The sequence below is a fragment of the Vibrio sp. D431a genome (genome assembly GCF_030248655.1).
GTDB lineage: Bacteria > Pseudomonadota > Gammaproteobacteria > Enterobacterales > Vibrionaceae > Vibrio > Vibrio alginolyticus.
In genome coordinates this window covers 65,350-86,058 of record NZ_JAHGAP010000021.1, presented here as the reverse complement: position 1 = coordinate 86,058, position 20,709 = coordinate 65,350, and the positions used below count along the sequence as shown (strand labels likewise).

Genomic DNA, 20,709 nt, shown 5'->3' with positions numbered 1-20,709 from the left:
GTCACGCTGTGAGATCGCGGGTTCGAGTCCCGTCGCCTCCGCCAGATACAATGTGCTCCGTTCGTCTAGTGGCTAGGACAACCGACTTTCTCTCGGTTAACAGGGGTTCGATTCCCCTACGGAGTACCAAATATGGGTCGGTAGCTCAGTTGGTAGAGCAGAGGATTGAAAATCCTCGTGTCAGGAGTTCAACTCTCCTCCTTCCCACCATTGCGGGTGTAGCTCAGTTGGTAGAGCAGGTCACTTTTAATGACTTGGTCAGAGGTTCGAGTCCTCTTACCCGCACCATCTTTAAAAGCATTCTTAGAGTGTTTTTAAAAATGGAAAGTTTTAGGAGGCGTAGTCGAGATGGCTAAGACACCAGCCTGTCACGCTGTGAGATCGCGGGTTCGAGTCCCGTCGCCTCCGCCAGTTATGATATTGCCTCGATAGCTCAGTTGGTAGAGCGAGGGACTGAAAATCCTTGCGTCGGTGGTTCGAATCCACCTCTTGGCACCATGCTTCGTAGTGGTTCTGCTCAAAAGATGTCAGGTTGGACTCCTGAATTCTAAACGGCGTGCGACTTTTGGTAGCAAGGTTCGACTCCTTGGCGAAGCACCAATTATCAGAACAAAAATGTTATTCTTCGTGAATTGCTTCCTTAGCTCAGCGGCAAGAGCCTTCCAAACTACTAGTTAGAAAAGCGTTTGGTTTTAGAAAATTGATGCATCGATGAGTACATGTAAAGCGTGCACTGGTTCGAATCCAGTAGGAGGCACCAATAACTTTCGCGGTATAAGTATTACTTTATTTTGTTTTGTACACTTTAGTGATTAACGTTGTTTAAGAATTTTGGAATGGCTTGCCAACAGGAAAAATAATTGTCTTTAGGCGTTGGTTAATGGTTCGAAACCAAGATAGGTACTGTTTTAGCAGCCTATCCAGAGACACAAGCCCATTCCTCCGAGTTATAAAATGGTGAGTTATGAATATTGAGAATAAACAAGAGCGATTTCAGGTTAAAGCAACAACTCATTTATCACAGCAAGCTTGGAAGAAGCTATCAAATATTCTAGAAAATCCTCCAAAGCCTTCTGAGGGGATGAAGTCGCTAATGCGTAAACCTCGCCTGAGTGAAAGTGGGAAAATGCTTTAACTCATAAATTAAGATTAAATCTACTAAACTATTGAAAAAAGAAGACTATGCTGTCAATTGAAACCCTAAAAAAAGAAAAACTTCTTGCTTTGAAGCAAGGTAAAAAACCAAAAAGTAAACTTATTGGACTACTGCTCGCTAGTTTGCAAGCTGTAGAAAAAACAGGTGGGTCTGTTAGTGAAGATTTGGTTGTTTCTGAGATCCATGGTCTTACAAAGCAAATCAATTTCAACATCAAAATCTGTAAAGAAAATGATCGCGAGAAAGATCTTCAAATGTATGAGCAAGAAATTGCTTATATGAATGAGCTGTTGTCACTTGCATCAATTCAGATGTTATCAGATGCAGATCTTGATGCCATTATCGCCAAGCTTGAGGCTCAAAGTAAGTCTGATTTGGGAAGGGTTATGGGTTACTTGAAATCAAATCATTTCGGGCAATACAATCCTTCAGAAGCTTCTTTGTACATTCGTACTAAACTCTGATGACTCTGATGAGTCCATAAAAGCCTTCTTTGAGTCGCTAAGGAGGCTTTTTTTTCAGATAGATCTTCTTTCTTATGAGGGAATTCAGTGGCTAAACTCTTCGAATTTCAACTCTTTTATTAAATCTTGCGCCTTGGTGTTCTATTATTCTTACGTAAAAAGGATGAGCATGTACTCATCCTTTTTTAAACGTGTGAAGGGTCATATCTTGGCTTGAGGTTTTTAGTACCTTTGCTAAGAAGTTACGTACTTTGGTGACTTTTAATCTTAAATTTTTCTTGTATTTTTGCCTTTAGAGCGAGCCATAAGCTGGGTCTAACTGTAAAATTCAATTCTTTATTCTTGTAATAAAAGTAGGCTCCTTTGACTGTCCTTACTAAATACCAGATAGAAAAGAGTACAAGCCCAAAGCTGCTTGCAGCGGTAACTCCAGACATGAGTTTATTTTCAACAAATGCGTATGTGATTTGATTTGTGACAGGGTCAATACTTAGTTGAACCACCTGCATTGCTGCCCAGATAGAAATCCCTAACAGGATTGCTCCAGCGATGTTGTAGATCCAAAAAGCCTTAATAATGTAATGGCAGTGTTTAAGTTCTTCTTCCGTTGCTTTTCTCTTAGCGAACCATATAGCTACAATTCCTACTAAATGGAAAACACCCATTAGAGTAGAAAGGATAGTTGCTAAACCAGATGATGATTCTTTTAGAAAAATGGAAGGTAATAGAATTATGTAGGAAAGGATAATAAGTCCATACCCTAGTTTTAATGATTTACTTTGATGATTCATTTTCTATTCATCATACAAAGAATTTTTGTCTCTTTTAAGGTCTCAAATTTAAATGCGAGGTTTGAGCCTCGCATTTTTTAACTGAAAGACCGTGTTTAGCTAAGTGGATCTTCACACTTTCGTATTTCGATATTAGCGATTGCTTTGAGTAGATTTGGGAATAGTCCACCATGCCTGATTGTTCTGGCTTTAGCCCCTCTATGCAAAATATCTCGCGTTGCAAACATGTGTAGATTTGTTTTAGCACGAGTAATGCCCGTGTAGACAAGTTCGCGAGTCAATACTGGAGTTGGTTTTACGGGCAATACCATGTATGTGTTCGGGAACTCAGAGCCTTGAGATTTGTGTATTGTCATTGCAAATGCCGTCTCGTGATCAGGAATTCGGCACGTTTGGTACTGTTTGATTGAGCCGTCAGGGAACTCGAAAATTACGATGAGATTGTTAGATTCTGGGTCTCTTACAGTTATCCCAATGTCCCCATTGTACAGTCCTGTGGAGTAATCGTTACGTACAACCATGATTGGACGACCTTCGTACCACGAGTTGTGCTTATGAATGCTTAGTAGACCCATTGAGCAAAGCTTTTTCTCTATTTTGCTATTAAGTCCTGTTAATCCAAACTCACCCTCACGAACAGCACAAAGAAGTCTAATGGAGTTATAAGTGTCAATAATCTCCTTGTAGCTAGCACCCGTGCGAATCAAGTCAATGTATTCTGCGTAGCTAGCTGAAACCTGAGTAATCATTTCATTGTAGCTGTTGGCATTGAGTTCTGAGAAGTGTACGTCATCGAAACCTTCAGAAAGCACTTTATCTATATCTGCGCTTTCACCATTGTTTACGGCCTTTGCCAGCTGACCAATTCCAGATTTGGCGTGAAATCGGTAACTCTTCTTAAGCTCGCTTACACAGTCTGTTAATAACTTTGCCTTAGGACTTGAGTTTATCTTAAAGCTTGTAAGAGCTTCGATTTGCGACGTGTGGTTACTACTAAAACTGAATCTTGAGAAAGCACAAAAATCAGCAAGAACTGAACCAGCTTCAACTGAAGCCAACTGATCTTTGTCACCTAGTAGTATTAATTTTGCATGTGGTGGTAATGCACACACTAAACTGAACATCATTGGGAGGTCAATCATTGAAGCTTCATCTACCACCAAAGCATCTAGGTGGAGTCTGTTTTCGGCGTTGAATCTGAATTTTGAAGCTCCTTTTGTTGCACCAAGTAGCCGATGGAGAGTGCTCGCTTGGGTCGGGATATGAGCGGCAACATCTTCATCCAAGTTCATTGTTTGGAGTGCTCCCCCAATTGATTCGGTAAGGCGCATGGCGGCTTTACCAGTCGGGGCGACTAGTTTTATTGTAGGAGGGATGTAGCTAAGTTCATCATTAGCATTTGTTCGATGTGAATGAATCATGGATGCCAATAGTTTGATGACTGTTGTTGTTTTGCCAGTTCCGGGACCCCCTGTGATAATTGCTAGTGGCTTGAGCAGAGAAGAGGCAACAGCAATCTTTTGCCAATCAAGTCTTGAGTTTTCCGGTATTAGCTTAGAAAGTTTTTTTAAATCTTCTGCGCTTTTAGCTCGTTGCAAGACTGGTAATGTATCGTTCCAGTTAATTGATTGAGGTTGTGCGATGTCTAGAACGTCGATAGCGGCTTCAATTAAGTCATCGTCGCTATTAGCCTTACTAAGAGCCTTCATTAAGAATGAATAAGGTCTAGGAAAGAGCTCTTCAAGGTATGCTCTCATTTCGCTAGTGTTTATATTGGCGCTTTGAGATGCTAGTTGAACAAGTGTTTCTGAAATACACTTCTCATAACGCCAGTATTTATTTAGGTAGAGTCTTCCTTCGTTGTATATGAGGGGTGTTTGTCCAGATTCGGAGCAAACTGATGAAGAGAGCAAAAGTTCTCCCCAGAGTGTACGATCGGGAATGTTACTTAGTAACTCAACACAATCGTCCTCTTTAAGTCCGAAAGGTCGTTTGAGGTTGATTTTGTCTATCTTTACACATGTATTGCCTCGACTTAGCTCTGTGCTTAGTAGAGCTGAAACAAAAGGGGTTAGCTCAGTCAGCAACTCGTTGTCGCGGTCATATTGCATCAGAGTTGATGCAAAATGGTAATCAATTTCTGTAATGACGCCTTCAGATTTCAGGTTCTTTAATCGTTCAATAGTCTTGGACATTATTCCAATTCCTTAGCTTGCTTTAAGGCTGGTTCAAGGTGTTTTGCAGCTGTTATGTAGAATTGCCTTCCAAGCATCTCATCCCAGTCTGACCATACGCGTCTAACATGCGGCTCGGGGAATGTTCCATTTTCTGCATACGTTCGTTCGTAATGAGCTTTCATTCTCGTCATACAGAGATCTTCGGTGTCTGTAGAGCTCCCTTTTTGGATAATTGCCTTTGCACAGATTAAGGCAAAGTCTTGAAGGTAAGGGTATGGCTTAGAGAGCCCATCAAAATATGCCTCAACATAGGTAATGAGCAAGGCTTCACATAACTCTTTTTCCATTGGTTCGAACATGTAAGATTTGTCTGTGCCGATAACATACACCTCTAATCTGTGTGACATTAGCGACAGAGCAATCTGCTTAATAAAGCCTTCAAGTAAGTCCTTTCCGTGTACTTTACCTACTTTGAAATCACATACACGGTCTTCGTAACCGCCTTTTATGACGCCTGCAAGTGTTGGTTTAATACCATACTTATCAATAGGTGTGGGGATTGAGATTTCGTATGTTTTCTCCTCACCAACGCATAAACTTTGTACATAAGAGTTAACGTTGAGGACATTCAAGGCTTCTTCTTCCATCATAAGATCAGCATAATGACCGACTGGGGAAATGCCTCTTCCTCTGGCTATTTCAAGTACGCTTTTAACCGCTTTTTCTGCAATTTCACCTTCAGGGGTGCTAAGTTCCATTTCTGACATAAGTTTTAGCATAGATGCTTTTAACTTATGGTTTTCGAGTGGGTCAAACTCGAATGGTTCGAAGTCGTTTAAAGCGTTCGATTGCAGCGTTAAATCTGCCTTAAGACGACGGTTGAAAAACTGTTTAACCGGAGACTTCCAGAAAGTTAGGAGCTCGGTTAGGTTGAGTCTTTCAACGCTCTCTTCTGTTGGTGGGAGGGTGTTATCATCGAACTTAACAGATTCGTTCACCTCGACGCTATTAATTGCGTTTGCCCAAGACTCGTTGTACGAACCACCATTATGGGTAAACTCGTTCGGAGAATATGGTGTCATTGCGTGTTGCGTGCAAAGATGCTCAATTAGATTTTCACCAGAAATGTCTGCCGGAAGGTCTGTCTCGCCCTCTAAACAATATCCACTGTGGATATAGTCGAGAAGTTCCTGAACGATTATGCTTGGGATGCGAGAACTTCCGTCTTTATCAGACTTGCTTATGTAGCTGATGTATAGCTTTTCCTGTGCGCTTAGAAGAGCTTCTAAGAACATGTAGCGGTCTTCATTTCTACGGCTCTTATCTCCTAATCGAGGGAAGAATGCCGTTAGATCATAGTTCTCCGCTGTTTGAGTTCGAGGGAAGATTCCATCATTTAACCCAACGATACACACTAGCTTAAACGGGATGGATCTCATTGGCATCAGCGTACAGAAGTTTAATTTGCCAGCAAGAAATTGTTGGCTTGTTTGCTCTGATGTAAGAACGTCCTCAAGCTCCATTCGAACAATATTGAGTGAAATAGGGCTGTCGTATTGGCATTCTCTAAGGGTTCTGTAAAGCTTACGAATGCTCGCCTTAACAAGGTTAAGAGCGTACATATCCGAGTTTTCTTTTACTTCGAAAAATGAACCAAGAAGATCAGTTAATGCTATAAGCCACTCATCACCTGTTAAGCACCCTTGAAGCTTGTTAGCCCAAGTCTCAAGGAGGGAAATGAACTCGCTAAGCTTTCCAAGTATTTCTGGGTTGGTGCCCATGGGTGCGTTGTAAGGTAAGATTCCTTCGAAAAAACCATGATCAGAATCCAATGCATAACCCATCAGCATTCTGGAAATTCCAGTCTTCCATGTATTGACGTTTATTTGAACATCACCATTATCGTCTGTGTGCTGCGAATCCATTCCCCAGCGAATTGCAACATCTTTGACTATTACATAAATCTCATCATAATCCTCTTGAGTTAAATCGAGCTTGTTGAGCACAGATTTATTCTTCAGAATCTCCATCACTTCAGTAGCGCTGAAACGGCTTTCGTTTAGCTTAAGCAGCTCAAGATAAGTTGCGACGATAGGGTACTCGTTATTGGCTGTTTTGTCGGAAACAGAGTAGGGAATATATTTGTTATCCCAGAATGGGACGTTTCCGAATACAGCATCAATATAAGCAGAATACTCATTTATATCGGGCACCATGACGATGATGTCCTTAGGTGTAAGCTCTGGGTCGCTGTTTAAACAGTCCAAAACATAGTTGTGTAACGCTTCTATCTCTCGCATAGAGGAGTAGCATTGATGAATACTTAAGGAATCATCGTTGGTTGCTACAATGTCTTTGATTGAGCTGTCTTCATAGTGCTGCGGGTCGCCTTTATCTTCAAGATTGAAGATGTCGTTTTGTATACACTTGAGTAATGTTGAGCGTTCTGTCTCCGAGAACGCCTCACCTTGCACAACTTCGCGTTCTGCGAATAATGCATTTTGGTCGCGACCAAGTGTCCCCATACTAGAGAGCAAACTATTGCCGTAACTGTTTGCAAGAGTTTCATCGATCTCTATTGGAGTGGAGTCAAACTCCCCATTTTTAAGCTGTTGTTGGTACTGTTTTAGAAGTAATTTATTCACATGACCTTTGTTCTTAATATCACCCCAGTAGAAATGTGATGGATTGAGGTTCATGTAAAGGATGTCGATGTGCTCACCTAAAGCAACAAAGGCGTCTAAAAGTGAAGGTGGGAGAGAGGAAACACCTACAACACAAACACGTTTTGGAATCTTTGAACTTAAAGGCTGATTAAGAGCAGCGTAATTATTTAAAGTTTCAATGAAAGTTTCGAACATGTTGGCTCGATGATATGGAGATTTACCGAGCTGAACCATGTGGTCGTGAATTCGGTTCCATAAATCAGGTTGCCATGGATGCTCTTGAACAAGGTCTTGATCTACTTCACCTCTTTCCCAATCAGAAATCCAATCTGGTCGATATACTAAGTATTTATCATATACATCAGCAACCTTACCTGATAGCTGGTGGAGTTTTGTAGGCGTTACATCTCCACTAGTCATGTAGTTCTTCAGCGGCTCGTATAGATCCAATTCGATTACTTCAGGCAGGATTTCGTTAAGAGCCCATTTAATTGAGTCTTTGGTGAAGGCGCTCTCCTTTGGAACATCGGGTACTGTCTCGTACAGAACATTCCAGATGAAGCTAGAAGGCATAGGAAATTTTGTATTGGCACAAATACCAAATCGATCGGCAAGACTTTGTTTTACCCACTGAGCCATACCGGGGGTTTGGACTAGGATTACATCTTCTTGAAATACATTTTCCCTTGGAGCTAACTCGCTTACTTTTAGAACGAGTTCGCGAAGTAAGTCCATCTGATTTGAGTTGTAGACGGTGAACATCTCACATCCTTTACCTTTAGTGTTTATCTTAGTAATAGTACCACAAACGCATGTTAAGTCTAAGCTTGTGGTACTATTGCAAATCATTCTAATGGAATAGGATTTTCTCTAATTCTTCTACAAATTCTTTAGGTGGAAGAGAGTAGTAAATGCCATTGTTGGTGCCATCTTCTATACCTCTCAAGAAGATATACAATGCGCCCCCCATGTGGTCTTCAAAATTGTAGTTTTGAAGCTTGGACTTTAGGAATTTGTGCAGAGCTACAGCGTAAAGAACACATTGCAAGTCGTAGCGATGATCAGCCATTGACTCTTGAAGTGCCTCTTGGTGGTAAAACTCAGGTGACCCTCCTAAATAATTGGATTTCCAGTCAAGGACATAGAACTTTCCTTGATGTTGGAATGTAAGATCGATAAAGCCTTTGAGAAGACCGCTTACTGTTTTAAAATCGAGCTTAAAGTCACCCCAGAGTGGCTCGTACCTTTTCATTACAGGGTTTAGTTCAGCAGAGGTAAACTTTCTGATGGGCAGTAGAAACTCCATTTCTACGAGCCTATCCTCAGCTGGAACTGAGTTTAAAGTTAATCCCTTACCGTCAAGATCACAGCTAAGTACGTCATCCACCAGCTTTTGAAGGGTTGGTAACCATTCTTCGTCTATGCTATTCAGTCTCATTAGTTCTTGGATGATGTGAGTATTGGACTTTTCGGAAGCAGGCTTGGTGTACTCAACTTCTTCAAAGATTGCGTGTAAGAATGTACCAGCAGTTGCGCCACGAGCAAAAGTGTAGATGTTTTTTGCTGGGTTTAATTCTACTTCTTCCTCTTTTACCGCAAACAGAGATGGGTCAACAGCAGCAACATCCAGTGTAGCTCCATGGTGTCCGCTTAAATTTGATGTGATGTGAGAATAACTAGTAATCCACCAATCGCTTTCGATTGAACCTTTGAAGGTTTTGGGCGTAACCTTCACTGTCTCTTGATTAACTGAGACTGAAACGGATTTAGAACGGTTAGGAGGGGTAACGATTTTAATAAATTCACAATTCTTCTCTAGCTTTAGTAAAGCTAAATCAAGGTCGTTAATCCCATACTCCTTGCCTTCTTGGATTAGATAGCCGATAGCAGTCTTGTGCAAGCCAGTTGGCTCAGTTTTCTTTAATCCATTACAAACTGGTGCCATGCCTATAAATGTTGCATAAACAGAGCGAGTTAGACCAACGTATAAAAGCCTGAGATCTTCAGCAAGCTTTTCTTTGGATGCAAGTTTCTCATTTTCTTTGGAACCAGTTATATCCAAGGTTTGTTGATTTGTATCGGGGTCGTGAAAAAGAACTGTATCTAACTCTCGTATACCGCATACAAAAGGCATGAAAACAAAGTCATACTCCAGTCCCTTAGATTTATGGATGGTGATAATCTGTACTAAGTTCTGTTCAGATTCTAAACGTAGTTGCTGCTCTTCGGCATTTCCATTTGGAGCTTTTATGGATTCATCAAAGAATTTAAGTAAGCCGTGTTCGCTATCAATAGTTTGGCTTTCACGCTGAAGTAATTCACCGATGTGGAGTAGATTGGTAAGCGATCTTTCTCCGCCAGCTTCACTCATAATTTTGGAAGCAATACCTCGTGAAGTAATGACTTGGCGAATCATTGGTAAAATACCAGAGCGCTTCCACGTTGTTTGATAGTTCATGAACTCTAAAACGGTTTCATCCCAATCTTTGTCAGATTGATTAAGCGCTTCGATTTCATCTGATCCCATACGGAACAGGTTAGACGCGAGGACGCCTCTAAGTGAGCGTTCATTTTTTGGGTCTAGGACAGCATTTAATAACCTATACAGGTCTTTAGCTTCTGTTGATGTATAAACGCTCTCTTTTCCGGATAAGTAGACTGAAGATATGCCGACATCTATCAGGGCTCGCTGAATCAAGGCTGCTTCACGTCCAGTCCTAACGAGAATTGCAATGTCGCTCGCGTTAAAAAGCTTCTTTTTGCCTTTTTCTGTAAGGTAGGTAGTTTCATCGGCCAAGCCATTTAGCAAGCCTTGAACTTGTGAAGCAGTGGAATGCGCCATGTCATTAAGGTAACTACTTTTTGAGACAGGCTTGTCCAAAGACTCAGGGCACCATATGGTCATTGCCTTTTGCTTGTCCCCGCCATGGAACCATTCTCGCTCTTCAGGCTTGCTATTAGCTACAGCGGGTGTGTACGGAATGTCTTCGTTGTACATGAACGGACTTTCATTTGTTTTGAAAATCGCGTTTGTGGCTTCAACTATCTCATGTGATGAGCGCCAGTTCTTGCTGAGGGTAAGTAATTCGTCAATTGTTCGCTTAGCTGTCATATATGTGAATACATCAGCTCCGCGAAATGAGTAAATTGCTTGTTTAGGGTCGCCGATCATGAAGAGTCCTGTTTTAATGGTCTCTACATCATCAATATCTTCAGGGTACATCTTGTCTTGGTATACTTTTTTAAAGATGTTGTATTGCAGCTGATCGGTGTCTTGGAACTCATCAATCATTGCAAATGGGAACTGAGTCCGGATTCGGTGTGCAAGGACGTTGCTTTCATCTTCATCAAGTGCGCGTGATAGGTTGGTAAGTAGATCGTCAAAGGACATCCAAGCTTCTTTGATTTTCGAATCTGCCAAAGCTTCTCGGCACTGAGCTTCTGCTATTAGGAAAGCACTTTCTTTGATGGATGGCTTGTTTGCTAAGAATTCAGAGATCGCGGCAAAGACTTCGTGTTGAATTGGGTCGCCTTTTTTCGTTTTACTCTCTATGAATTCACAGGTGAACTTTTCTATTGTTGATGGGAAGTCATAGCTAGAAGTTGGGGTTTCCTCTGCCCAAGACCACACTTCATTGATATATTTTGGTCTGCTTTTTTTGGTAAAAGAGCGCTTGCAGACATCTGAGTTGGCTATTAACTCATCAATTTCATCAGGCGTGTATTGTCTGATTAGCTTCTTAAGGCTATCAATTCGAGATAGGTTATTGTTGTGAGCATTAACGAGATTGTCAGTCAGGGTTGCAGTGGACTTGATGTGTACTCTGGTTCCGGATAGGAATGGGTTGACCTGTCGTAATAGGTCATGTGGAGTGCTCCATACTTTTCGTATTTCATTACAAAGTCCTCTAGGGAGGCTGTAAAAGTTTCCACGCCAAAAATCTGCAACAACTTGAAATCTGACCTCTGACTCATCAGGCTTAAATTCTGAATTGAACAGAGTTCCTGCCTCGAAAGCATTTTGGGTAAGCATACGTTGACAGAAACCGTGGATAGTAAAGATCGCAGCTTCATCCATCTGACTTTCGGCACGAAGCAGAACATTTACTGCTGTCGGAATGTCTTTTGTGTCATGAAGTATAGATGAAATAGTGGGGTCGCTACTGAATCCTCTCATGAATGCAATTCGGGCTTCACGTATGCGTTTTCGAATACGGTCTCTAAGTTCTTCAGTTGCAGCTTCAGTGAAAGTTACTACTAGAATCTGGTCTACTGAGAGAGGGGTAGAATGTACGCAATTTTTTGAGCTTTTGTGTCCTAGAAGCAGTCTAAGATACAAAGTGGCGATTGTGTACGTTTTGCCAGTACCAGCTGAAGCTTCAATTAGTTTTGAGCCGTGTAGACTGACGTCTAAAGCATTTAACTCTTTGGCAATCATGCGATTTCTCGTATTTAGTGTCGATATTATGGATTATACCAGTGAGGAAGGGTTTTGAATATGTGGCACAATTACTAAAATGTAAGAACACAAAAAAATAATAATGAGTTTAACTACAGAACAAATCGAAGAAATCAAATTACTGATCGAGCATGAAGAAAACAAAGTCCACGATATAAAACTAAAAGTTTTTGATGAGGATGAAGATAGCTTTTGTGTGCCTGTTAAAGGGACTGAGGGGGCGGCGGCATACGACATCAAAGCTCCATATGATTTTGAGCTACGCAGCGATAAACCAACGGTGATTACGCTTGGATTTGGAACGGAGTTGCCAAAGGGGATGGCTGCAATAATCCAGCCAAGATCTGGCCTTGGTACAAAAGATGGTATGGAGGTAACAAACACGATAGGCTTGATTGATAGTGACTATCGTGATCAATGGGTTATAACTGCTCATTTAAACCAATTTGAGCAACTAATGAAACACGCTGTCATAGATGAAAGTGGCGTAAAGGTTTTGAGATTAGAAAAGGGGCAAAGATTTGCTCAGTTCTGGGTAACAAAGATTCCTAAGACAAGACTTGTTGTAACCTCTGCTCTATCAGAGACCAGTAGAGTAGGTGGGCTTGGGAGCACAAACTTGTAAATGTAAGGTTTTTAGAAAGAAGCTGCCTTTTGGTAGCTTCTTTTTTATCCGGAAACATACAAAAACATTAGTAATACAATAAACCAGCGAATGCACGTTTTAGTGTAATCGGAGGTTACAGTGCCGCCATTATCAGAAACTGGAGAGTTCGATCCGAGATTCATTAAAAAATTGTGCGCGAAATTCTTCATATTGTGCCTCATAGATAGATAGGAGTCTTTATACCACATTCGCGTTAAGTGTCAAGGTGAACTTGCTCAGTAAAAACATTACATTAAATAAAAAGATAATGAAGAAGGCATATGTAGCATTGATTGGCGTTTTACTGACGGGGTGTGGCTCGGAGGAAGACATAATGGGTTACCAACCAGATCTAAAGGCTGAAGCGCCAATCGAACTGGACTTTTCAAAAGCAAGTAACGATGTCTCCATCCAAGAGATGCTAAAAGAAAAAACAGCTGCATTAAAGTCTCAATATGAGTCTCTACATAAAGATGAGACTACTAGTTACTTGAATAAAGTGAAGCGTTTAGAGCTAGAGTTTGAATATTTAGCTAAACAATTTGAAGAAGAGTGCATGACTGCTGAAAGGATGAAATTTACTCCGGAGTGTGTAGAGCTCAAAGATAAAGCTCTCGGTGTTGACGAGAGCATTAGGAGCGAGCGAAGGAATCATGTAGGTAAACTAAATACCTTGAAGTCACAATATGTTGTCGAGGTAAATAGCTCAATTGATGAACTTAACTAGCTGAAAAATAAATAATTTATTCAGTCTTCGCCTTTGGTCCGCGTTTTTTCCTTTGTTCGCCAGACTTGATCACTGTAACACATAGAAGGTGTCTAGCCTCGCGCTTGGTCGTGAATCCGTCTATGGTTTCGAATCTTAGCTTGGCATTAGATCGAGTTGCGTAACTTTGGATGTTTACGGATAGTCTACTTGTCTCTTCAGGAGTTTCACAGTAGAAAATAAAGTAACTTCCGGGTTCTTGTCTCACAAGATCTCCGGGTTTAATACTGATGAGTTTCATTAAAACCTCGTTATTGTTATTTCTGTAGATTAACGCGTCGTATGTGGTATTTATTACAAGAAATTACAATTAACTAAAAGCCGCACGACGTAGCATCATCAATAAGAAATCTATACTTTAAGCTTGGAAGGCTTTAAAGCGCTGAATTTATTGTGGTTTTTGCTTTCCGTTATAATGCTTGCTTTTTGTACAGAAAGTGCAAGTCTACTTTCAAGATCAGAAAAAACTTTCTTGTGGATGCTGATTAGCTGTGGAACTAGCTTTGTGGTTTCTAAGCAGGGTATTTCAGCAGACATCAACCATGTGTCTACCGAATGTAGCATTTTTGCCTCAGATTGAAGTTGCGTCATCTTGGTGAATTAAAGGTTTTGTTTTGTTTCATTTATAAGAATATCACATTTTTCGACATGACTTAATACCCAATATAACTTTTGAGCTATTGACTCTTTGTGTTTGCGGTAATAGATGGGGTTAGCTGAAACATAGTCAATATAACTTATATAATCCCTATTTAACTTAGCTATCACAGTCCATTTGTTTATCTCTAAGTCATTTTTTGCTTTTTTTGCTTTCGTTGCTAATGAAGTTGCCTTATATGCCTGAGATAACAACTTTCTTCTGATATCAGATACTTTCATCGTTTAATAACACTCCGCCTCTGGAATCATTTCGTGCTTCAATTGAGAATCCTTTTCTATAAATCTTTGGTACAGTCTTTTTTGTTCATTGCTGTTTGCAACAAGAAATTCAATTTCGTCTATCAACTCTAATGCACCTTTGTCTTCTCCTACTGCATAGATGTAACAACTTAAAACGTGATTAAGCTGATTACTAATGTTTGTAAATGTTGTGGCGTTATCCCACCAATTTTCAGTTTGAATTCGCTGTAGCGTGTTCTTGACTGACTTTGCTCTTTCTGACTGATGAAAGCTCGGGATTTTTTCATCTATGTATGCATCTAAAGCATCGTAATTTGATGGTTTTGCATAAGGACAGGAGAAGCCTAGAAGTACGGCGCTTATGCATAATGTCATGATGATTCGGGTTCTTTTCAAAGGTTGCTCCAAAAAAATAGATAACTCGCATGACAAGAGTTATCTATTTTTAAAAGAATCTCAATTTTTGTTAGTTAGACAGTAGATTTGATATTGGGTTGTCTGGCGAAACTTCGTCCAAAACCATTTTTGCTGAGATGGTGATTGGTACACTTAAGAACATTCCTACGATGCCGAACATCCACCCCCAGACCAACATCGACAACAAGATAACCAACGTCGAAATGCCTAATTTATCTCCTACTATTTTGGGTTCTAGTAGACTACCTATAACTACGTTGATCACAACATACGCAAGTATCGTTAATGCAGCTTCAGGCACTCCAAGTGTAACAAAAGCGAGAGCTACAGCAGGAACAGCTGCTAGGAATGAACCCACATTTGGAATGTAGTTGAAAACAAAAGCTATAGTTCCAAGAATGAACCAGTAACTATGACCGATTTTTGCCAATGACAGCCCGACCAATACACCTGTTGAAAGGGATGTAAGGAATTTAACTGCAAGGTACTGATTGACGCCTGCAAGGATTTTGTCAGTCGAGTTTCCTTTTGAGATTAGTTGGTCAAACTTTTCACTCCATTTAGGGGCTTCAATTAACATAAATAAGGTCATTAAAAAGACAACAAATATAGTCGACATAATCCCACCAATATGTCCAGCAATGCTCATTGTGAAGGATGGGAGATGACTGAAGTTGAATAGATTAAATATATCCACCTCAACACCTTGTTTAAGAAGACTTGATTCAAGACCGTGGATGAAACTTTGCGCCTTGTCTGTGAGATGTCCAATGTCTGAATGGAAACTCAGTAATGCTTTAGATAACGAGCCTAGGGCTGTTCCTGTGCCCACTAATAGTGCGCCTAAAATAGCAGATGCTGATAGTCCTCTGGGTACGTTGTAACGGCCAAGTACATTTACTAAAGGGCTAAGCATTAGACACAGAATAATGCTTAGTAGGAGCGGCTGTACAAGCCCGTTTATTGATTTTAAAGTTGCCATTACGAGTATGAAGCTTATGACAAGAATTGGTACTTTAGGGATATTCGAATTGGTCATTTTTATAGTTATATGTTTTGGGTTTAAAAAACCCGCCAATAGGGCGGGTTGCTGATAGATGAGGGTTACTCGGACAAGAGGGTGGCATGATCAATTAAGATATGTAGCTCATCGTGTAGATGGTAAATACCTTGTATAAATGATTGCTCCTCTTGGTTGTTTGAAGAAGACGGTTCGATTTTCTCACGGTCTATATCGATCACCTCGCGAACCGAATCAACTACTATTCCGATTGGATGCTCTTGACCATCAATGATGATGATTCTAGTTTCATCTGTTATTTCGCCCTCAGCGACATTAAGACGCTTCCTTCCATCAATGATAGTAACAACGTTACCTCTGAGGTTAATAAGCCCCAATACGAAGCTCAGAGAGCGTGGGATAGGGGTTATCATTGAGAATCTCAACACTTCTTTTACAGCAAGTACATCAACGGCGTAAATTTCGCCGCTAACCTCAAACGCCATGCGCTGTTCAATATTTTCTGTCTGCTTGCTCATAACTAGTTACTTATATTGTATTCATTTACAATTTCTGAAAGATCCATAATTAGCGCGATATCACCATTTGAAGTAATGGTCGCCCCAGCAACACCGTTACTGTGTTTTGCGAATGCGCCTAAAGGCTTGATTACAACTTCTTCTTGACCAATGACTCCGTCAACACGAACCGCAACATTAATGCTGCCAATGTGCATCAGTAATACTTCACCGTCAGTTTCGTCGAGCTCATTTTGAGCGCTACCAGATAGCCACTTGTTTAGTGAAAGCAGAGGTACAGTTTTACCTCGAACAGTTGTTGTAAGTTGTCCATTAATTAAGTTTGTTTGGTTCGGGTCTAGCTTGTAGATCTCATCAATACAAGATAAAGGAAAAGCAAATGTCTGATTGTTCGCCGTGATCATCATCGTAGGCTGTATTGCTAGCGTAAGTGGAACCTTGATTACTACTTTGGTGCCTTTACCCTTTTCTGAGTCAATAGATATTTGACCGTTAAGTTGTGTGATTGATGTTTTCACTACATCCATACCAACACCACGACCACTAATATCGCTTATTTCAGTTTTGGTGCTAAAACCCGGAGCAAAAATCAAATTGAATGCGTCGTTATCTGTCATTCGACCTGCTTGTTCAAGGTCTATGACTTTACGCTCAATAGCTAGTGCTTTAAGTTTTTCCGCATCCATACCCGCTCCATCATCTTGAATCGAAAGTAGGATGTTGTCGCCTTCTTGGATTGCGCTTAAAACTACGGTTCCTTGAGGAGACTTGCCAGCAGCACGTCTTTCTTCTGGGAATTCCACGCCGTGGTCAACTGAATTTCGAACCATGTGAATTAGTGGATCACTTAGTGCTTCTACTAAATTCTTATCTAGTTCAGTTTCTTCACCTTTTAAAACTAAAGTGATGTCTTTACCAAGATTTTTAGATAGGTCTCTGACTACTCGTGGGAATCTACCGAAAACCTTTTTAATAGGCTGCATTCGTGTTTTTACAACAGCATTTTGTAGATCCGACGTCACCAAGTCTAGGTTAGTCAAGACTTCACCTAACTGGTTTTTATCAGATGAGGTTCCGTTTTCTGAATCTCCATTGTCACTATTTAAAGAAAGAAGCCTATTTCTTACTAGTACAAGTTCACCCACCATGTTCATGATTTGATCTAAGCGCTTGGTATCAACACGCACGGTAGCTTCTGCATGTTGATTCTTCTTAGGTTGCGGCTTACGAACTGGTTCAGCTGAAGACTCATCATCGGTTGATGGAGTTGAAACCGTAGGGCCCTTTCCTTTGCCATGAAGATCGTCTAATAAAGCTTCAAATTCTTCGTCAGTTATGTCTTCGTTATCTTTGGCTGGTGGCGGTTCAACTGGTTCATTTGGTTCTATTACTTGATTAAGATTTTCTTGCCCATGACCAAATGAAGCTAGAAGTGCTTCGTATTCATCATCAGAAATAGGGTAAGAGTCATCCACTGTCTGCTCTGTTTCGTTAATGACTTCATTAGAAGGTGATGTAGGGTCTTCCGAGCCTTTCTCTAAAATGTTTTCTAATTTTTTTATTAGAGCGCTAGGTGTTTCACCAACAGGTTCATCCTGTTCCAATTGACCATGAAAAAGAGCTATTTGGTCAAATCCTTTAAGAACAACATCCATTAAGCTACTGCTTAACGTCAATCTTCCTGCTCTCAGTTCGTCAAATACGTTTTCACATACATGACAAATATCAACAAGTTGGGTAACTCCTAAAAAGCCAGCCCCACCTTTGATGGTATGAAATCCTCTAAAAATAGCATTCAAGAGCTCTTTGTCTTCAGGGTTGGACTCAAGTTCAACTAGCTGTTCCTGTAGCTCTTCAATGATCTCTTTAGATTCAATCAGAAAGTCTTGTAAAATATCTAAATCCATAGCGGTATTTTTTAGAAACCAAGGGATGACAATAAGTCATCAACGTCGTCTTGTGAGTTGACGGTATCTTGGGTTTGTGTAATAGCTGGGCCATGCAGCTCAGGCTCTTCAGCAATTACTTCTTCGTATATTTCTGGTTTAGTGCCAAATACATTCAAGAGCTCAACTAAGTTGAATTCAATGTCAGTTAGGCAGCCAGATACGCGCTTAACAACTTGTCCCGTAAGATCTTGGTATCCTTGGGCAAGAAGAACGTCATTTAATTGCTTCTGCAATAGGCTATGAACAACGTCCATTTCACCAAGGTGGAGCTTGATATTGTTCAAAAGATCTAAAAACTGCGAAACGGTCAGTTCTTTGGCAATAAATTGGTCAATGTTTCTTATTAACTCGCGACTAACTTCAGACTTACCACTCAACGCGTTTACGGTGCTATCAACAAAATCAATCGTAATGTTCGCTGACTCTTCTGTTTTTTCTAGGATGTAATCGAGTCCACCCTGAGCGTCTGGTATTTCGGAAGCGTTTGTTGCTAGCTTTTGGTCAAGATTTAGACCTTTTGAGGTCTCGTATACTTTTCTAGTTAGTTTCCCAACACCTTGAAATAAAGTATCGGTTTGTTTTTTGTATACAGTTTCAGCAATCATGTCAGCTGAAACTGAATCGCCAGCCTCTAAGGCCGCAACTAGCTCTTTGGCAGTTTCTAAATCGAAAATTGTTTCTGTCATCTTAACCAGCAGTTCGGATCATGATTTTGTCGATTTTTTCCTTAAGAGTCGCACCAGTGAAAGGTTTCACGATGTATCCATTTACGCCTGACTGTGCCGCATAAATGATTTGCTCTCTCTTAGCCTCTGCTGTGACCATTAAAACAGGGATGTCCTTAAGATCAGGCATTTTGCGCATTTGCTGAACCATCTCCACTCCATTTAAAGTTGGCATGTTCCAGTCACTTACAACAAGATCATAACTAGCTGAACGCATAGCTTTTAAACCTTCAAGACCATCGGCGGCTTCGTCAATGTCTGTGTAACCAAGTTCCCCAAGTAAGCTGCGAATAATTTTGCGCATTGTAGGGAAATCATCAATAACTAATATCTTCATATCGTGCTTTATTATTTTTTCTTAGTTGAAGATAAGTTATTCACAATCAACATTTCAACGCAGATTAATTAAAATTTAGACGATAGAAACAAAGACGTAATATAAGTAATATTAAAGAAAAAGATATGAATAGTAATTATCTTACGGATTTTATAGCTTCCGCTCCGTCCTTTAAAACAAAGACTGTAGACGGTAAAGCTACCTATTTGCCTAAGCTAGTACGAGAAAGGATTTATGTACTGGACTCTCTGATTGAAGAGGGAGAGGTTAATCTAGATGATTTTCGTGAAGCCCTCAGTTCAGATCTAGTCGAGGACGCTCTAGTAGAGCTTATACTGGCAGATAAGAGTAAGCTAGGCACCAAAACCAACCAACTGTTATTTGCAGCCTCTTGTGATCGCGCAATGTTATCCAACGAACGTGTTGAGCAAAAGTTCCTCAAGAAGTCTGTAGATATAAGCGGCAATGTTTTGGATGAAAGTGTTTTCGAAAAGTTAGCCAAAGATTTAGAGGATTTTAATTTAAACAAAGTCTGCCAATCTCTACTTCTTCCCCTTGCCAGTAGGCTTGCTTCAGCTGAAGTATCAGAGCGAGAAGGTTTACTACTGCAAGAGCTAGACAAAATATTAGATCCAGAAGTAGACCTTGATGTTGATATGGACATGAAAAAGCGCGTTGGGAAAGCTGTACAAAGACTCAAAGATGAAGTGAAGGATAAGGATTCGGATGTATCTTTAATGATTTCACAGCTCATCACTGGTACTAGATTAACAAAACAACTAGAGGCTCTTTCTGCCAAATATGGTTGTAACGGAGACATTGTAAAATTTAGGGATGAACTAGACTCTACGCTAGCAAGCTTGGCTCATTCATCTCCATCATTCCAAATTAAAGTTGATGACGTTAATTTTGTCGATAACTGCATTTTTTTCAATAAAGAGTTTACTGAAAAGGGTGATTCTCCTATCCGTAAAAAGTCGATTTTAATCAACGGGGAGGTTAAGCAACCTCTCGAAGAGGAGGGGTTGATTCTTGGCAGTGATATAAGCGATCAAGATGATTTGGCATTTCTTGATGAGCAGTTGTACAAAAAACAACTTAGGGAGGCTGAGGTTGCATTTCTAAACAAGGGGTATGAAGTGGTTCCGGTATTTTCTCTTAGGCAAAAGATAGCTGGTTACTTCAAATCTAGAAGTCTAGATGACGCAAAAGAAGTTTCTATTCAAGATAAAAAAGGAAATGTGCTAATGACTCACAGCGGCACGAAATCAGGAGAAACATATACTCGGATACCGAATGACCAGCTATCAAACCCTGACGTTTTGGAATTTGCCGCACTTAAAGCTAAGGAGGCAGGGGTTTCTCCTGTTTATATACATCCTCCACGTTCTAAGTCTGTTTCAAAGGCGGAAAAAAAAGAGTTTGTCTACAACGCTACTAAGGCTCTTTTGAGGATAGGTTATCAACCAGAGGAAATTGACTTGGGTGGTATAGTGAATAGCCGATCTGTTAAGCAGGGTCTTGCTCTTGCGATTAAAGAGTTTGATGAGAGCCTAAGAGCTAAAGAAGGGGGGTTGTCTGCGGAAGGTGAGGATAACGGATTTGGACGCAAACTGAGAGAATCTATTGATTCTCAGAAAGAATGTTCTGATGAGAATTTGGTAAATGTTGCCAGACAAAGACCAAAAACAGGATTTAAACCTTAATAAATACAAGT

General features: G+C 40.5%; 16 protein-coding genes and 6 tRNA genes. 11 read left to right on the top strand and 11 right to left on the bottom strand.

What is annotated here, in order from left to right; translation table 11 throughout:
* The first annotated feature begins 54 nt into the window (after window positions 1-54).
* The 8 genes from KJB35_RS18175 (at window position 55) to KJB35_RS18140 (ending at window position 1,620) form a co-directional block, all read left to right on the top strand.
* Window positions 55-129, top strand: a tRNA-Glu gene (locus KJB35_RS18175).
* A gap of 5 nt (window positions 130-134) precedes the next feature.
* A tRNA-Phe gene (locus KJB35_RS18170) sits at window positions 135-210 on the top strand.
* 2 nt (window positions 211-212) lie between these two features.
* Window positions 213-288, top strand: a tRNA-Lys gene (locus tag KJB35_RS18165).
* Window positions 289-333: 45 nt separating this feature from the next.
* Window positions 334-411: transfer RNA gene (locus KJB35_RS18160), tRNA-Asp, on the top strand.
* Between the two features lie 11 nt (window positions 412-422).
* Window positions 423-498: transfer RNA gene (locus KJB35_RS18155), tRNA-Phe, on the top strand.
* Between the two features lie 136 nt (window positions 499-634).
* Window positions 635-760 (top strand) — tRNA-OTHER (locus tag KJB35_RS18150).
* 204 nt (window positions 761-964) lie between these two features.
* Window positions 965-1,135 (top strand): DUF1778 domain-containing protein, encoded by a 171-nt coding sequence (locus KJB35_RS18145; RefSeq protein ID WP_285469524.1) that lies wholly within the window; start codon window positions 965-967, stop codon window positions 1,133-1,135.
* Window positions 1,136-1,182: 47 nt separating this feature from the next.
* On the top strand, window positions 1,183-1,620 hold the full coding sequence (locus KJB35_RS18140) for a GatB/YqeY domain-containing protein (protein WP_285469523.1): 438 nt from the start codon (window positions 1,183-1,185) through the stop codon (window positions 1,618-1,620).
* Between the two features lie 242 nt (window positions 1,621-1,862).
* On the opposite strand, the gene KJB35_RS18135 is transcribed toward KJB35_RS18140, so the two are convergent.
* The 4 genes from KJB35_RS18135 to recB all read right to left on the bottom strand — a co-directional run bounded on the left by KJB35_RS18135 (window position 1,863) and on the right by recB (window position 11,692).
* A complete protein-coding gene (locus tag KJB35_RS18135; protein WP_285469522.1) occupies window positions 1,863-2,411 on the bottom strand; it encodes a hypothetical protein in 549 nt (182 codons plus the stop codon).
* Window positions 2,412-2,506: 95 nt separating this feature from the next.
* Window positions 2,507-4,606 carry an exodeoxyribonuclease V subunit alpha gene (recD, locus tag KJB35_RS18130; protein WP_285469521.1) on the bottom strand — a complete coding sequence of 700 codons (2,100 nt, stop codon included), beginning with the start codon at window positions 4,604-4,606 and terminating at the stop codon, window positions 2,507-2,509.
* Window positions 4,606-8,016: an exodeoxyribonuclease V subunit gamma gene (recC, locus tag KJB35_RS18125; protein WP_285469520.1), complete on the bottom strand. Its 3,411-nt coding sequence runs from the start codon at window positions 8,014-8,016 to the stop codon at window positions 4,606-4,608. Before recC ends, recD begins: the two co-directional genes overlap by 1 nt.
* A gap of 88 nt (window positions 8,017-8,104) precedes the next feature.
* Window positions 8,105-11,692: an exodeoxyribonuclease V subunit beta gene (recB, locus tag KJB35_RS18120; RefSeq protein ID WP_285469519.1), complete on the bottom strand. Its 3,588-nt coding sequence runs from the start codon at window positions 11,690-11,692 to the stop codon at window positions 8,105-8,107.
* 103 nt (window positions 11,693-11,795) lie between these two features.
* On the opposite strand from recB, the gene KJB35_RS18115 reads away from it, so the two are divergent.
* Both KJB35_RS18115 and KJB35_RS18110 read left to right on the top strand, forming a co-directional pair.
* Window positions 11,796-12,338 (top strand): dUTP diphosphatase, encoded by a 543-nt coding sequence (locus KJB35_RS18115; protein WP_285469518.1) that lies wholly within the window; start codon window positions 11,796-11,798, stop codon window positions 12,336-12,338.
* A gap of 289 nt (window positions 12,339-12,627) precedes the next feature.
* Window positions 12,628-13,086 (top strand): hypothetical protein, encoded by a 459-nt coding sequence (locus tag KJB35_RS18110; protein ID WP_285469517.1) that lies wholly within the window; start codon window positions 12,628-12,630, stop codon window positions 13,084-13,086.
* 639 nt (window positions 13,087-13,725) lie between these two features.
* Here KJB35_RS18110 and KJB35_RS18105 read toward each other — a convergent pair.
* From KJB35_RS18105 to KJB35_RS18075, 7 genes are all read right to left on the bottom strand, one after another.
* Window positions 13,726-14,004, bottom strand: coding sequence for a hypothetical protein (locus tag KJB35_RS18105; RefSeq protein ID WP_285469516.1), 279 nt, complete (start codon window positions 14,002-14,004; stop codon window positions 13,726-13,728).
* 3 nt (window positions 14,005-14,007) lie between these two features.
* Window positions 14,008-14,421, bottom strand: a complete 414-nt coding sequence (locus KJB35_RS18100) for a hypothetical protein (protein WP_285469515.1) — start codon at window positions 14,419-14,421, stop codon at window positions 14,008-14,010.
* A gap of 70 nt (window positions 14,422-14,491) precedes the next feature.
* Complete coding sequence (locus tag KJB35_RS18095) at window positions 14,492-15,481, bottom strand: AI-2E family transporter (RefSeq protein WP_285469514.1); 990 nt, start codon at window positions 15,479-15,481, stop codon at window positions 14,492-14,494.
* A 65-nt stretch (window positions 15,482-15,546) separates the two neighbouring features.
* Window positions 15,547-15,981, bottom strand: coding sequence for a chemotaxis protein CheW (locus KJB35_RS18090; RefSeq protein WP_285469513.1), 435 nt, complete (start codon window positions 15,979-15,981; stop codon window positions 15,547-15,549).
* Window positions 15,982-15,983: 2 nt separating this feature from the next.
* On the bottom strand, window positions 15,984-17,888 hold the full coding sequence (locus KJB35_RS18085; protein WP_285469512.1) for a chemotaxis protein CheA: 1,905 nt from the start codon (window positions 17,886-17,888) through the stop codon (window positions 15,984-15,986).
* 11 nt (window positions 17,889-17,899) lie between these two features.
* The gene (locus KJB35_RS18080) at window positions 17,900-18,616 is read right to left on the bottom strand and encodes a protein phosphatase CheZ (protein ID WP_285469511.1); all 717 of its coding nucleotides are present in this window, start codon (window positions 18,614-18,616) and stop codon (window positions 17,900-17,902) included.
* A 1-nt stretch (window position 18,617) separates the two neighbouring features.
* On the bottom strand, window positions 18,618-18,992 hold the full coding sequence (locus KJB35_RS18075) for a response regulator (protein WP_285469510.1): 375 nt from the start codon (window positions 18,990-18,992) through the stop codon (window positions 18,618-18,620).
* A 125-nt stretch (window positions 18,993-19,117) separates the two neighbouring features.
* Between KJB35_RS18075 and KJB35_RS18070 the strand changes: the two genes are divergently transcribed.
* A complete protein-coding gene (locus KJB35_RS18070) occupies window positions 19,118-20,698 on the top strand; it encodes a hypothetical protein (RefSeq protein ID WP_285469509.1) in 1,581 nt (526 codons plus the stop codon).
* Window positions 20,699-20,709 lie beyond the last annotated feature (11 nt).